The sequence below is a fragment of the Mesobacillus stamsii genome (assembly GCF_030814065.1).
GTDB lineage: Bacteria > Bacillota > Bacilli > Bacillales > Cytobacillaceae > Mesobacillus > Mesobacillus stamsii.
Map to the genome: position 1 here is coordinate 84,884 of NZ_JAUSUN010000005.1, position 13,175 is coordinate 98,058.

13 protein-coding genes are annotated in these 13,175 nt (G+C 44.0%); 6 read left to right on the forward strand and 7 right to left on the reverse strand.

What is annotated here, in order from left to right:
• Positions 1–122: 122 nt before the first annotated feature.
• The 3 genes from J2S25_RS05695 to dnaE form a co-directional block, all read right to left on the reverse strand.
• Positions 123–686, reverse strand: coding sequence for a FadR/GntR family transcriptional regulator (locus J2S25_RS05695; protein ID WP_044393478.1), 564 nt, complete (start codon positions 684–686; stop codon positions 123–125).
• A 64-nt stretch (positions 687–750) separates the two neighbouring features.
• Positions 751–1,989 carry an NADP-dependent malic enzyme gene (ystJ, locus tag J2S25_RS05700; RefSeq protein WP_044393391.1) on the reverse strand — a complete coding sequence of 413 codons (1,239 nt, stop codon included), beginning with the start codon at positions 1,987–1,989 and terminating at the stop codon, positions 751–753.
• A gap of 215 nt (positions 1,990–2,204) precedes the next feature.
• On the reverse strand, positions 2,205–5,570 hold the full coding sequence (gene dnaE / locus J2S25_RS05705) for a DNA polymerase III subunit alpha (RefSeq protein WP_307191468.1): 3,366 nt from the start codon (positions 5,568–5,570) through the stop codon (positions 2,205–2,207).
• Positions 5,571–5,738: 168 nt separating this feature from the next.
• Between dnaE and ytrH the strand changes: the two genes are divergently transcribed.
• Together ytrH and ytrI are read left to right on the forward strand one after the other, a co-directional pair.
• The gene (ytrH, locus tag J2S25_RS05710) at positions 5,739–6,068 is read left to right on the forward strand and encodes a sporulation membrane protein YtrH (RefSeq protein ID WP_044393387.1); all 330 of its coding nucleotides are present in this window, start codon (positions 5,739–5,741) and stop codon (positions 6,066–6,068) included.
• A gap of 1 nt (position 6,069) precedes the next feature.
• Positions 6,070–6,573: a sporulation membrane protein YtrI gene (gene ytrI / locus J2S25_RS05715; RefSeq protein ID WP_044393385.1), complete on the forward strand. Its 504-nt coding sequence runs from the start codon at positions 6,070–6,072 to the stop codon at positions 6,571–6,573.
• 61 nt (positions 6,574–6,634) lie between these two features.
• On the opposite strand, the gene J2S25_RS05720 is transcribed toward ytrI, so the two are convergent.
• Complete coding sequence (locus tag J2S25_RS05720; RefSeq protein WP_044393383.1) at positions 6,635–7,570, reverse strand: DHH family phosphoesterase; 936 nt, start codon at positions 7,568–7,570, stop codon at positions 6,635–6,637.
• 157 nt (positions 7,571–7,727) lie between these two features.
• Here J2S25_RS05720 and J2S25_RS05725 point away from each other — a divergent pair, with 157 nt between their 5' ends.
• Entirely contained in the window at positions 7,728–8,030 is a 303-nt protein-coding gene (locus J2S25_RS05725; protein ID WP_044393381.1) for a YtpI family protein, read from the forward strand.
• 39 nt (positions 8,031–8,069) lie between these two features.
• On the opposite strand, the gene J2S25_RS05730 is transcribed toward J2S25_RS05725, so the two are convergent.
• From J2S25_RS05730 to J2S25_RS05740, 3 genes are all read right to left on the reverse strand, one after another.
• Entirely contained in the window at positions 8,070–9,389 is a 1,320-nt protein-coding gene (locus tag J2S25_RS05730; RefSeq protein WP_307191469.1) for a CBS domain-containing protein, read from the reverse strand.
• Between the two features lie 150 nt (positions 9,390–9,539).
• The gene (locus J2S25_RS05735) at positions 9,540–9,788 is read right to left on the reverse strand and encodes a hypothetical protein (protein ID WP_044393377.1); all 249 of its coding nucleotides are present in this window, start codon (positions 9,786–9,788) and stop codon (positions 9,540–9,542) included.
• A gap of 104 nt (positions 9,789–9,892) precedes the next feature.
• The gene (locus J2S25_RS05740; RefSeq protein ID WP_044393375.1) at positions 9,893–10,573 is read right to left on the reverse strand and encodes a metal-dependent hydrolase; all 681 of its coding nucleotides are present in this window, start codon (positions 10,571–10,573) and stop codon (positions 9,893–9,895) included.
• Positions 10,574–10,733: 160 nt separating this feature from the next.
• On the opposite strand from J2S25_RS05740, the gene J2S25_RS05745 reads away from it, so the two are divergent.
• From J2S25_RS05745 to J2S25_RS05755, 3 genes are all read left to right on the forward strand, one after another.
• The gene (locus J2S25_RS05745) at positions 10,734–11,831 is read left to right on the forward strand and encodes a M24 family metallopeptidase (protein ID WP_044393373.1); all 1,098 of its coding nucleotides are present in this window, start codon (positions 10,734–10,736) and stop codon (positions 11,829–11,831) included.
• A gap of 148 nt (positions 11,832–11,979) precedes the next feature.
• The gene (deoC, locus tag J2S25_RS05750; RefSeq protein WP_307191470.1) at positions 11,980–12,654 is read left to right on the forward strand and encodes a deoxyribose-phosphate aldolase; all 675 of its coding nucleotides are present in this window, start codon (positions 11,980–11,982) and stop codon (positions 12,652–12,654) included.
• Between the two features lie 30 nt (positions 12,655–12,684).
• The gene (locus tag J2S25_RS05755) at positions 12,685–13,092 is read left to right on the forward strand and encodes a cytidine deaminase (RefSeq protein WP_307191471.1); all 408 of its coding nucleotides are present in this window, start codon (positions 12,685–12,687) and stop codon (positions 13,090–13,092) included.
• Positions 13,093–13,175: the final 83 nt, after the last annotated feature.

The window sequence follows — 13,175 nt, forward strand, 5'->3', positions numbered from 1 at the left end:
ATTCTGAATGTACTGCCCAACGGTGGTCAGGCCACCACAGCCAAAAAGAATGAGAAACTGGCATCCTAGGCATATCCACAAGTATAAAACAGCCTGCCTTCAAAAGATGTTGCTTTCTGTCGTCATTTCATCGACATATTCCGTAAGATACGATGCCTATTCAAAATCAGTTCTCCGTTTTTTGTAACAAGGGCATCTACCAGCAAATGGTATTGCGCCTTTTCAGCTTTGCTTGTTTTCATCTCAAGTGCCTTGTAATAATCGTTTAATATACACCAAATTCGATAAAAAAGGTGATTATCAGCAAGTTTAGCCATTTTCCTAAAAAATTCCTCGTCTTCAAAATGATCGTCATCTATCAAGATTTTTAATCTTTTGATGTCTTCGTCCTGAATCTTTTCAGCTGCCAAAAGCAAACAATCTGCTTCGATCATGCTTTTTGTTTCGACCACATCATCTTTGGCTTTTTTATCTTGCAGGATAAAGGTGCTTAATAATTGGACTAGCTGGTTGCCGCGGAAATCCCTGATGAAGGTTCCTTCTCCCCTTCTCGTCTCAATCAGCCCTAGAAGCTCTAAAGCCCGCAACGCTTCGCGAACAGAAGAGCGCCCAGCATTTAGGCGCTCTGAAAGTTCACGTTCGGAGGGGATTTTATCCCCGGGCTTCATGCCGCCTTTATTAATCATATCCCTGAGCTGCCTGACTATTTCCACATATACTTTCGTGTTTTTTTCAGGCTGTTCCACTCCATCACTCACCTTTTCCGATCAATGCAAGGCGTTCAGTACGCTCCTTGACCTCCTGAGGATCGACCTTGATTCGAGCAACTCCGGTTTCCATCGCCGCTTTTGCAACAGCTGCAGCAACAGCCGGCGCTACCCGCGGATCGAATGGACCAGGGATCACATAATCGCTGGATAGCTCTGATTCCTCAATTAGGCCTGCAATTGCCTGTACAGCTGCCACTTTCATTTTTTCATTGATATGGGTTGCCCTTGCGTCCAATGCTCCGCGGAAGATTCCAGGGAAGGCAAGAACATTATTCACCTGGTTCGGGAAATCAGAGCGGCCAGTACCTATGACCGCTGCACCGGCATCCTTCGCTTCGTCCGGCATGATTTCCGGCACTGGATTGGCCATCGCAAAAATGATGGAATCAGGATTCATCGTCTGAACCATTTCTGCCGTCAGTGCTCCAGCTACTGAAACGCCAATGAACACATCTGCCCCTTTGATTGCATCAGCCAGCGAGCCTTTTACATTGTCGCGGTTAGTGAATTTCGCCACTTCTTCCTTGATGGAATTCATGCCGTTCGAGCGTCCTTCGTAAATCGCGCCTTTTGTATCACACATGATGATGTCACGGACTCCGTATGAGTATAGTAGCTTGATGATGGCAATGCCAGCCGCTCCCGCTCCGTTCGCAACCACCTTGATTTCATTCATTTTTTTCCCGACAATTTTCAGCGCATTGACGAGCCCTGCCGCGGTGACTATTGCAGTTCCATGCTGGTCATCATGGAATACAGGGATATTCGTCTCTTTTTTCAAACGTTCTTCAATTGCAAAACAGTTTGGTGCAGCTATATCCTCCAGGTTCACGCCGCCAAATGTCGGTTCAAGGAGCTTCACGGTTTCTACAATTTTATCTACATCCGTTGTATTTAAACAAATGGGAAATGCATCGACACCAGCAAAGCTTTTGAACAAGACTGCCTTTCCTTCCATTACAGGAAGTGCGGCTTCCGGACCAATATTGCCAAGCCCTAAGACAGCAGTCCCATCGGATACAATTGCCACCATATTGCCCTTCATAGTATAATCATAAACTGTTTCCGGCTTATCATATATCTCCTTGCAAGGCTCTGCAACTCCCGGAGAATAGGCAAGGCTTAAATCTCTAGCATTCATGACAGGAACTTTCGATTTCGACTCTAATTTCCCTTTATTCACACGGTGCATGTGCAAAGCTTCTTCACGTAAAGTCAACTCAGGTCCACTCCTCATTTTTGGGCTCTCTGCGACACGATCATTGCATTCATCCTATCCCGTACTACAGCTTGATTCTCTACGGTGAAAAATACGAGAGATCAACAGCAACAATATAGGCGAACAGCCTGATTATTTACGAACACTTCCTATTTTAGTGGTCTGACCACGCATCCTTTTCCAAATATAACACATCTGCTCTGCTTGATAAAGAACTAATTTTTCAGAATAACGTTCTGATTCCCCAAGACTTTCTTAAATTCGTTCACACTTCTCAGCTCTGTGCTCACATTGAATTCATTTGGTAACAGCACGGATTTCCCGGTCTCTTCGTTATACACAATAACCGGCACTGTCCCGTGATGTATTTTCAATAAAGCTTTCAGTTCATCTATTCGGTCGTTGCTGCCCGCTCCTTTTGCGATCCGCAAGTACAAAACCGTCTTTTCCTGCCCGTTTGGTGGTGCTGCTGCTGCTTCAAGATCAAGCACTTGATGCACGATAAATTGACTCCTCCCATCCCGTTCCTCAAACTTTCCTTCCAGCAGCAATATTCCTCCTTGTTTCAGAACATGTCCAAATTGCTTGTAAACTGCCGGGAATACAACCGCTTCTGTTTCACCGCTTGCGTCACTAAGAGTCAGGAAGGCCATTAATTCTCCTTTTTTTGTACGGATTTTCTTTTGTTCTGTTAGATAGACCCCGAGCCTTATTTTGTTTCCGGGGGCCTTCGATGCAATCTTTTTCACCCCGGCTTCCTCGAATTCTTTCTCATGGATGGAAACAGGATGCCTGGAGAGATATACACCGAGCACCTCTTTTTCAAGCCTGAGCCTGTCTTCTATTCGCATTGGGTCCACCTCGATATACTTTGGCTTCAAGGAGAATTCTGCTTCTGTAAACATATCGATCTGGCCGGAGTCATCGGGTGCTACTAGCTGTGCGTGTTCAATCGCCACATCAATGGTTGCTAAAAGGACGGCGCGATCCTTGCCAAATTCATCGAAAGCTCCAGAGTAGATTAGGACTTCCAGCACTTTTCTTGTTGCAGCCTTATGCGGCACACGAATGCAGAAGTCAAAGATATCCTTGAACTGCCCGTTTCTTCTCGCCAGGAATATTTCCTTGAGCGACGCGATTCCCAGCCCTTTGATTCCTGCCAGGCTGTATCGAACACTATCTCCTTCCGGCTCAAAGCCAAATGCACTTTTATTGATAGAAGGCGGCTTGAGCTTAATTTCCATTTGCTGCAGTTCCCTTGCATACTGGGCGATTTTTGCATCGTTGCCAATAGCAGATGTTAAAAGAGCCGCCATAAAGTAAAGCGGATAATGGGTTTTGAGGTAGGCCAGCTGATAGGTAATCATGCTGTACGCTACGGCATGACTGCGGTTGAAGCCATAATTTGCGAAACGGATGATCAGTTCATAGACAAGCTCCGCAGTCTGGTGATCGTACCCCTTCCTTAACGCGCCAGTCACAAAATGTTCCCGTTCGCTTGCAAGGACCTCCTTCTTTTTCTTGGATACCGCCCTTCGCAGCAAATCCGCTTCTCCGAGAGAGAAACCAGCCATCTTGGAGGCAATTTGAATAATTTGCTCCTGGTATACGATGACACCATATGTATTGCGCAAAATGGATTCAAGGTCCTGATGATAATAGTCGATCGGCTGTCTTCCGTGCTTGCGATCAATGAACAGTGGAATATTCTCCATTGGACCAGGACGATAAAGTGCATTGACGGCGACAATGTCTTCAAAGCGGGTTGGCGCAAGCCTTGTCAGCACTTTTCGCATTCCTTCAGATTCAAGCTGGAAAATTCCTGTCGTCTGTCCCCTGCCAAGCAATTGAAACGTTTCGGTATCTTCACCCGGAATATCCTGGACTCGAAGCTTTTGGCCTGTTTTCAGCCGGATCGAGCGAAGGATCGAATCAATTAATGTCAGATTCCGCAAACCAAGGAAATCCATTTTCAATAATCCCAATTCTTCCAGATGGTCCATTGAATATTGAGTCAGGAACACTTTCGACTGACCTGTTTGGATCGGTACAATATTGGTAAGCGGTTGTTCGCTTATGACAACTCCTGCAGCATGTGTGGACGTATGGCGCGGCAAGCCCTCTAGTTTCATTGCCGTTTCAAGAATTCGTTTATTTTTAGAAGTTTCTTTTATAAATTCCTTGAGCCCGTCTGATTCACTGATTGCATCCTTCAAAGTAATTCCCAATCGGGATGGAACTAGCCTGGAGAGCCGGTCGAGTTCCTTTGTATTCAAACCGAAAACGCGCCCTACATCCCTGACCGCTGCCTTGGCAGCAAGCGTACCAAAAGTAGCAATCTGTGCGACATGAAGTTCCCCGTATTTTGCCGCAACATATTCTATTACCTCATCCCGGCGATTATCAGGAAAGTCGATATCGATGTCGGGCATTGATATCCTCTCCGGATTTAGAAATCTTTCAAAGAGGAGATTATGTTCAATCGGATCCGCATCGGTAATGAACAGCACATAGGATACAATCGACCCGGCTGCCGAACCACGTCCAGGGCCGATCAAAATCCCCTTTTCCCTTGAATATTTAATAAAATCCCAGACAATCAGGAAGTAATCGCTGAAGTTCATTTTTTTAATGATCGATAGTTCATATTCAAGTCTTTCTACATGCTGCCGCGATGGTTTTCCGTACCGTTTTTCCAGTCCATGAAAACAAAGCTCCTCCAACATTTCATCAGCACTTTTTCCCGTAGTGACCGGAAATTTCGGCAAATGTCTCGTACCAAAGTCAAGCATCACATTGCACTCTTCAGCCATTTTTAAGGTGTTTTCCAAGGCTTCTGGATACTCTGATAACAGCTCAGTCATTTCTTTTGCTGTTTTCAAGTAAAATTCGCTGCTGCCAAGCTTTTCTCGACCATCATCTTGGAGTTTGTCCCCATTCTTGATCGCAAGCAGGCACTCGTGGGCAAAATAATCCTCTTTTTCCAAATAATGCACCTGATTGGAAGCTGCCAATGGCGTATTGGTATCTGACCCTAGATCGTTCAGCTGTTTTATCAGCTCTCTCTGACCTGGGAGGCCATGGTCCTGTATCGCCAGATAAAAGTTTTCCTTCCCAAAAATTTGTTTATAAGAATCCACAGTAATTGCTGCTTTTTCTCTTTCTCCATTTGCCAAATAATATTCGATTTCACCGATTTTACCTGGTGTCATCGCAAATAGTCCGGCGGCATAATGCTTCAGCCACTTTATCGGAATTCCCGCGGGGGATTTTGTCTGAACAGCACTTGAAATTTTAATCAGATTCTGGAAGCCAAGATTGTTTTTCGCAAGGAGAACAAGCGGGAAGGATTCATTTTCCAAAGAGGAACTGACGACATCAACTGTTAAGCCCAACAATGGCTTAATCGAATGCTTCAGGCATTCTTTATAAAACGCAACCGATCCATACATCACATTATGATCGGTCAGTGCGAGTGCGGAAAAGCCTTTTGCCTTTGCATCGCGGACAAGCTGCTCGACAGTGGCGGTACTGGTGAGCAGGGTGAATGCACTATAGACATGGAGGTGAATAAACGGCATTTCTCTCACACCCTTTAAAGATAAGATTTATCTCATTCATTATAATCTTTTCAGGAAAAAAAGAAAATATGTTCTCCTTTGTTTTACGTAACTTTACACATATTGACGACGGATTGTCCATATAGTGAAGTACAAGCAAAAAATCGATTTAATACGAGGGTGAAAACAATGAACCAGCCATTTATTCCGGGGTTGTTTGAAGCATATTTCATTGCGCTAGGTGTTTTGCTTGGCGGCTCTTTAATCGGAGGATTGGCCTCTTTTTTAACAGGACAGCCGTTAATGACGGAAATCGCCCGCTTCTCCAGCTCGATCCGAATTTGGGCCATCATCGCGGCAATTGGTGGCACGTTTGATACAGTCTACAGCTTTGAAAAAGGACTTTTTCACGGGGAAACAAAGGATATTTTCAAACAGTTTCTATTGATCCTCACTGCCATAGGCGGCGCTCAGACTGGGGCTCTTCTTATTGACTGGCTGACACAGGAGCATATCTAACATGAGGATCCCTCCATATTATCGAAGACCAGAATGGCAGCGATTTTTTTCCGGTGCAGCAATTGGTGCACTCGTCAGCTGGATCTTATTTTTATATTTAAATGGTGAATGGATGGAAATCCACGCGAAAACGATCGAGAAGCAAAAAAAGGAAATCGCTGATTTGAAAAGTGACATTGAAATTTGGATGGAGGATTATGAAGAGTTAAACAAAAAAAACCAGGAAAAGTTAACCGTGCAGGAGATTAAAGTGAAAATTGTCAATGCGAAAAAGTATAAACAGTTAGATACCCTAAGCATCTACGAAATGGAAGAGGAAATGCAAGGCCAATTAAATATGCTTCTTGCAAAAGACCTCGATTCTGTTTTTCAAAGCCGGGAACTAATTACAAGAGTGATTGAAAACAAATCAATTGGAATCGGCGATAAACACTACAAACTGAAAATCAAGTCCATGGTCATTTATACTTCAGTAAGCATTTTGGTAGAAATTACTCTGGAATGAACTGGTTTTGGTTATTTTTTTTCAGTAAGAAAGGTGCGTTTCGAAGAGACGCACCTTTTTATCATTCTCTGCAGGCTTCGATAAGGTCTTCCAGGACACGGTCGACTTCATCCCATGAGTAGATCGATGCTCCAGCGGCGAGCGGATGACCGCCGCCATGATATTTTCTGGCAATCGTATTGATGACAGGGCCTTTAGAGCGGAGGCGCACACGAATTTGGTCCTCTTCTTCGATAAAGAACACCCATGCTTTTATTCCCGCTACATTGCCGAGTTCACTAACAAGCAACGATGCTTCTGAAGGCTTTACAGCATATTTGTTCAGCAATTCCTGTTTCATTTCAACCTTCGCTGCACCGTTTTCGAGCAGCTCAAAGTTTTGAAGGATGTATCCGTTGAGCTTCACCACATTCGGTGGAAGCTCATACATTCTGTCATATAGCTCTGTACGTGAAAAATTGTAATGGATCAATTCTCCGGCATAGGCAAATGTTTTATTGGTCGTGCTTGGATAAAGGAATCTGCCTGTGTCGCCGACAATTCCGGCATATAGCAATCTGGCCGCTTCATCAGACATCCTAAGTCCCCGATTCTTGAAAGTTAGAAAAAATTCATAAATCATTTCACTCGTAGAACTTGCAGAAGTATCCACCCACTGAAGATCCCCATATGGATCTTCATTCGGATGGTGGTCCATTTTCACAAGCTGTTCCCCTAGGCGATAACGCTCATCACAAATCCGCTCGGCATTTGCGGTGTCACAAACAATGACAAGAGCCCCTTTAAAAATTTCATCCTGCACGGAGTCTAGCCTCCTCAGGTAATGAAGGGAAGGTTCCTCTGCGCCAACGGTGTAAATATTCTTTTCTGGATAGGAGGTCTTCAAAATTTCCGCAAGTCCTCCCTGTGAACCATATGCATCAGGGTCTGGCCGGACGTGGCGGTGGATAATGATGGTCTGATAATTTTCAATTGCCTCAAATATTTTCTCTTTCATCAAAATGCTCCTTCACCTTTTTTCCTATCTCAATTATGAACATATTTTTTGGAAAAGAAAAGTATGAACATCTATTGGCAGATTTTCTCCTTATGATTGGCAATCTTCTTTGATAAGCTGTAAAATAAAATGGATTATTGAATTTGGAGGAATTGCAATGCCTTTGCTCGTATTATTAATCGTTCTTTCTTTCGTCTTTTATATCTTTTACAAGATTAAATATGTCCGCAGTAAAAGACCTGCTGAACGAAGCTGGCTTTCTGCAAAATCCAGCATTGCCCTTGGACTTTTCATTGCGTTATTCGGGATGAATCAGTTATTCCTGTTCCCGACGACTGTCACCTACATTGTTGGTTCGATCTTCATTGTCATCGGAATATTGAGTGTATGGGGCGGAATCAAAGCCTATAAATTCTACCTTCCACATGCCATTCAGGAAGCTAAGGAAAATTACCGTTAAAAAAACCGGATCCTGCCTTGGACCGGTTTTTTCATTCTATTAATGCCTGTCAATCAGCTGGCACATCATCATCGCCTTCCCAACTAACACATCTTCATTGAAGACTTCAATGTCGACCTTCCCAAACTTTCTCCCTACCTCGAGCACCTTCGGGTAGATTTCGATGACACTGTCAATTTGTACAGGCTTGATAAAATAGATCGTCATGTTTTCGACGACCAGATCTCCTTTTTTATACCCTCGCAGCACACGGTTGGCCGCTTCTGTTACGATGGTTGTAAAAACACCATAGGAAATCGTCCCGATGTGGTTCGTCATCTGCGGAGTCACCTGGCAGCGAAAACTGTCTGCATCCTTTGTTTTTCCTTTTGTCAGGACCATTTGGCTTGTCACCGTATCATCCAGCGTCTCTCCTACCTGCGGCTGGCGCTGTACCATCTGAAGCGCCTTCAACACGTCTTGTCTGCTGACGATGCCTTGAAGCTTGTTCCCGTCATCAACAACCGGCAATACCTCAATCCCTTCCCATACCATCATATGGGCAGATGAAGCAACACTTGTCAATCCGCTGACGGTCATCGGATTTTTCGTCATTATTTTCTCAATCAAGGTATCCTGTTCATGCCCCATGACATCCTTCGAGGTAATCATCCCGATCACTTTCATATTGTGATCAACGACAGGAAAACGGCTGTGCAGCGTTTCGTCCTTATGACGATACCAATCTGAAACAGTATCATTCGCTTTGAGAAAAACTGTTTCTCCTACCGGGGTAAGAATATCCTCAACAAGAATGATTTCTTTTTTGATCAGTTGATCATAAATAGCACGATTGATCATGGTTGCGACTGTGAAGGAATCATAACTGCTTGAGATAATTGGCAGCTGTAATTCATCTGCCAGCTTTTTGACATGGTCCAAAGCGTCAAAACCGCCTGTTACCAAGACAGCTGCTCCGGCTTTTAGCGCAAGCTCGTGCGCATTATCGCGGTTTCCGACGATCAGTAAATTTCCCGCACCTGTATAGCGCATCATCGCCTCCAGTTTCATGGCGCCAATGACAAATTTATTCAATGTTTTATGAAGACCAGCGCGGCCCCCGAGGACCTGCCCATCGACGATATTCACCACTTCTGCAAAGGTGAGCTTCTCGATGTTCTCTTTCTTTTTCCGTTCAATCCTGATGGTGCCGACACGTTCAATCGTGCTGACATATCCTTTGTTTTCCGCTTCCTTTATGGCTCTGTATGCTGTTCCTTCGCTTACGTTAAGCGCCTTGGCGATTTGGCGTACCGAAATTTTTTCCCCTATTGGCAATTCGTCTATATATTGAAGTATTTGTTCATGCTTAGTTGCCAAGACCTTCACCCTTTATGATATTTTTCCGTTCCATGCAGTTCTATCCATTCTTCATTATAAGGTTTTAAAGGGCTTGATTCAATTGTCTTAGGGTCCAAGAGTTAATTTTGAGGAACGATCCGGGTAAAAAAGAAATTTTTGTGAACGAACTCAGCCAGTGTAGGAACGTGATTTTCTTTTCTGAACGCTTTCCATTTTCTGGTTTCCTGTTCGGATCTTCCTTTGCGAAGCGTATAAAAAAGCGGACAGATTTCCGGCAAAAACTAGCAGCGCAAGAAACAGCCATGAGCCTGCAAATAGAGCTTCCGTTCCTCCCGCCTGTAGATTGAGCTCAGGCAATGCGATGTAAAGCATCACACCGCATAACAGCAAATACAATAAATAACGGTTATTCTTCATACTTCCCCTCCTAATAGGTTGTCTTACTACATATTTATGCTTACGGGTTCAAAAAAAGCAGCAAGAATCAGAAAGGCTGCACAAATTTTGTGCAGCCTTTCTGATTATAAATCGATTACTTCTCCTATCTCGAGGACTCTGCCTTGATTGTTTTTCAACAATCTCACAAATGCATGCGGATCCTGCTTGATTGGCGGGAATGTATTGAAGTGGATCGGTACCACTTGCTTTGCACCGAGGAATTCTGCTGCCAGTGCGGCATCCTCCGGTCCCATTGTAAAATTGTCGCCGATCGGTAAGAATGCAAGGTCAATTGGATGCCTCTTTCCAATTAACTTCATATCCGAAAATAGACCAGTGTCACCTGCGTGGTACACGGTTTTTCCTTCTGCCATGAACAGGATTCCCGCAGGCATGCCACCATAGATGATTTCATTGTTTTCAGTGATTATTCCGGTTCCATGAAAGGCCTGGGTCATTTTGACCTTACCAAACTCAAATTCATAAGCTCCGCCAATCGACATGCCATGGGTTCTTAAGTCCTTCCAGCTTAAATAGGTAGCTACTTCGAAATTAGCAATTACAAGCGAGTCATGTTTTTTCGCCAGTTCAACCGTATCTCCTAGATGGTCTCCATGTGCATGGGTGAGGATGATCACATCTGGTTTCACATCCTCCAGCTTCAGATCAGTCAAATGATTTCCTGTGATGAATGGATCAATCAAGATGGTTGTACCATTCGTTTCCATTTTTACAACAGAGTGGCCGTGATAAGAAACTTTCATAATCCTGCTCCTTCCAGTCTAGGCTTTTTCCCCCCTAATATTACCTAATTTCAACACCTTTTGGAAATGTCCTGCTTCGACAACCCCATCCGTTAAAAGTTTTACTTTTTCTCTAGTAATTGCTACTCTCAAAGTGTGTACCTATGGAGGAGGAATAGCTATGACAGAAAGATTGACCGCGTTAGCCGATTGGATGAAGGACAATGATGTTGATGTCACTTTTATCACATCTCCCGACAATGTATTTTATTTGAGCGGTTTTTTAAGCGATCCACACGAAAGGCTGCTGGCTGTTGTTGTGTTCCAGGATGCTGAACCTTTCATGATTTGCCCGGCAATGGATAGGGAAAACGCCAAAAACGCCGGATGGGAGCTAGAAATGATCGGTTACAGTGATACGGATGATTCAATGGAACTTTCCATCCATGCAATGAAAAAGCGTGTCCATGCATTGAAGAAAATGGCAATCGAGAAGGAACAGCTGAATGTCGAGCGTTATGAAAAGCTTGCCGGACTTTTAGGCAATGTTGCATTCGTTTCAGCAGAGGAAAAACTGCGCCGGATGCGAATGGTGAAAACAGAAACAGAATTGCAATTGATTCGAAAAGCATGTGAGCTGGCTGATTTTGCAATTGAGACAGGAGTCAGTGAAATCAAGGAAGGCAAAACCGAGCTGGAAGTTCTCGCTTCCATTGAGTATGAATTAAAGAAAAAAGGCGTTACAGAAATGTCCTTTTCAACAATGGTCCTTACTGGTAAAAATGCCGCAGCACCACATGGCACACCAGGGCTGACGAAAATCCAAAAGGGTGACCTCGTCTTGTTCGACCTTGGCGTCGTGGTTGATGGCTACTGCTCTGACATTACCAGGACCGTTGCCTACGGCGAAATCAAAAAACAACAGGAAGACATCTATCACACTGTGTTGAAAGCCCAATTGAAAGCTTTAGAAACTGCTCGTACCGGGGTATCCTGCTCAGAGGTTGACATTGCTGCACGGAAAGTAATCGAAGAAGCTGGATACGGCAACTACTTCCCGCACCGCCTCGGCCACGGACTCGGAGTCAGCGTCCACGAGTATCCATCCTTGACAGGCTCGAATCCTTTACTAATGGAAGCAGGGATGGTATTCACTGCTGAACCAGGAATTTATGTACCAGGTGTAGCGGGCGTAAGAATAGAGGATGATGTAGTCATCACCGAAGATGGAATCGAAATTTTAACGAAATACCCTAAGGATTTGGTATTTGTATCATAAACGAGGCAGGCAGTTTGTTGTTTCTACATATGTTTATTACGAAATTTACATATGTTCCCGCGCCTGATATATTATTCAAGTAAGTATCACACAATAACTTTGATAGAAAAAAAGCGTCGATATTTTTACAGGAAAGGGTATGTTGAGCATGACGAATGATTTAGCGAGGATGATCGATCACACATTGCTTAAAGCAAATGCAACGGAAACAGAGATTGTAAAATTGGCAGAGGAGGCAAAGGAATATCAATTTGCTTCTGTATGTGTTAATCCTACATGGGTAAAGACGGCTGCTGAAATCCTGAAGGAGGCGGATGGAGTAAAAGTTTGCACCGTCATTGGCTTCCCGCTTGGAGCGACGACTTCTGAAACAAAAGCATTTGAAACGAAAAATGCGATTGAAAATGGGGCAACGGAAGTAGATATGGTCATCAATATTGGTGCTTTGAAGGATAAGCAGTTTGACTTTGTTGAACAAGATATCAAAGCAGTTGTAGCCGCAGCGAAGGGCAAAGCATTGACTAAGGTAATTATCGAAACATGTCTGCTGACTGACGAGGAAAAAGAAATGGCTTGCAAGCTCTCTGTTCGTGCTGGGGCGGATTTCGTCAAGACCTCTACAGGCTTCTCAACCGGCGGAGCAACTGTGGAGGACATCCGTTTGATGAGAAAAATAGTCGGCCCAGAGATCGGCGTGAAGGCATCTGGTGGCGTGAGAAGCCTTGAAGATGCACAAAAAATGATCGAAGCTGGCGCAACAAGAATTGGCGCAAGCTCTGGAATTGCAATTGTTAACGGCTTATCATCAGACTCTTCATACTAAGCAACAAACAATTGGGAATGGGGCTGAGTGATGGATAAAAAAACGCTTATTAACCAAGCTATCGATGCAAGAAGCAAGGCATACGTTCCATATTCTAAGTTTCAGGTTGGGGCTGCGATTATTACAAGCAATGAGAAAGTGTATCTCGGCTGCAATATTGAAAATGCCTCTTTCGGACTGACAAATTGTGCCGAAAGAACTGCCATTTTCAAAGCCGTTTCTGAAGGAGACACCGAAATCAAGACAATTGCAGTAGTTGCAGATACGCAAGGTCCGGTTTCGCCTTGCGGTGCCTGCCGCCAGGTTATTGCCGAATTTGCGACTAAGGATACGAAAATTTACCTATCAAACCTGAATGGTGATGTAAAGGAAACAACAATTGATGAAATCCTTCCAGGCTATTTCACCTCAAAGGATATGGAAAGGGCCGATCGGTAAGGCTGCAAGCGGAAATTGCTTGCAATGATTTCTTCCAAAAAAATCAAACAAAAAAAACCGTCCATGCGAGGACGGTTTTTTTT

Coding starts and splice junctions, on each gene's coding strand:
- ytrH (WP_044393387.1), top strand. CDS start 5,739: ATGAACCAGCCATTTATTCCGGGGTTGTTTGAAGCATATTTCATTGCG.
- J2S25_RS05755 (WP_307191471.1), top strand. CDS start 12,685: ATGGATAAAAAAACGCTTATTAACCAAGCTATCGATGCAAGAAGCAAG.
- J2S25_RS05735 (WP_044393377.1), bottom strand. CDS start 9,788: ATGAAGAATAACCGTTATTTATTGTATTTGCTGTTATGCGGTGTGATG.
- J2S25_RS05745 (WP_044393373.1), top strand. CDS start 10,734: ATGACAGAAAGATTGACCGCGTTAGCCGATTGGATGAAGGACAATGAT.
- J2S25_RS05695 (WP_044393478.1), bottom strand. CDS start 686: ATGATTAATAAAGGCGGCATGAAGCCCGGGGATAAAATCCCCTCCGAA.
- dnaE (WP_307191468.1), bottom strand. CDS start 5,570: ATGCCGTTTATTCACCTCCATGTCTATAGTGCATTCACCCTGCTCACC.
- deoC (WP_307191470.1), top strand. CDS start 11,980: ATGACGAATGATTTAGCGAGGATGATCGATCACACATTGCTTAAAGCA.
- J2S25_RS05725 (WP_044393381.1), top strand. CDS start 7,728: ATGCCTTTGCTCGTATTATTAATCGTTCTTTCTTTCGTCTTTTATATC.
- J2S25_RS05720 (WP_044393383.1), bottom strand. CDS start 7,570: ATGAAAGAGAAAATATTTGAGGCAATTGAAAATTATCAGACCATCATT.
- J2S25_RS05740 (WP_044393375.1), bottom strand. CDS start 10,573: ATGAAAGTTTCTTATCACGGCCACTCTGTTGTAAAAATGGAAACGAAT.
- ytrI (WP_044393385.1), top strand. CDS start 6,070: ATGAGGATCCCTCCATATTATCGAAGACCAGAATGGCAGCGATTTTTT.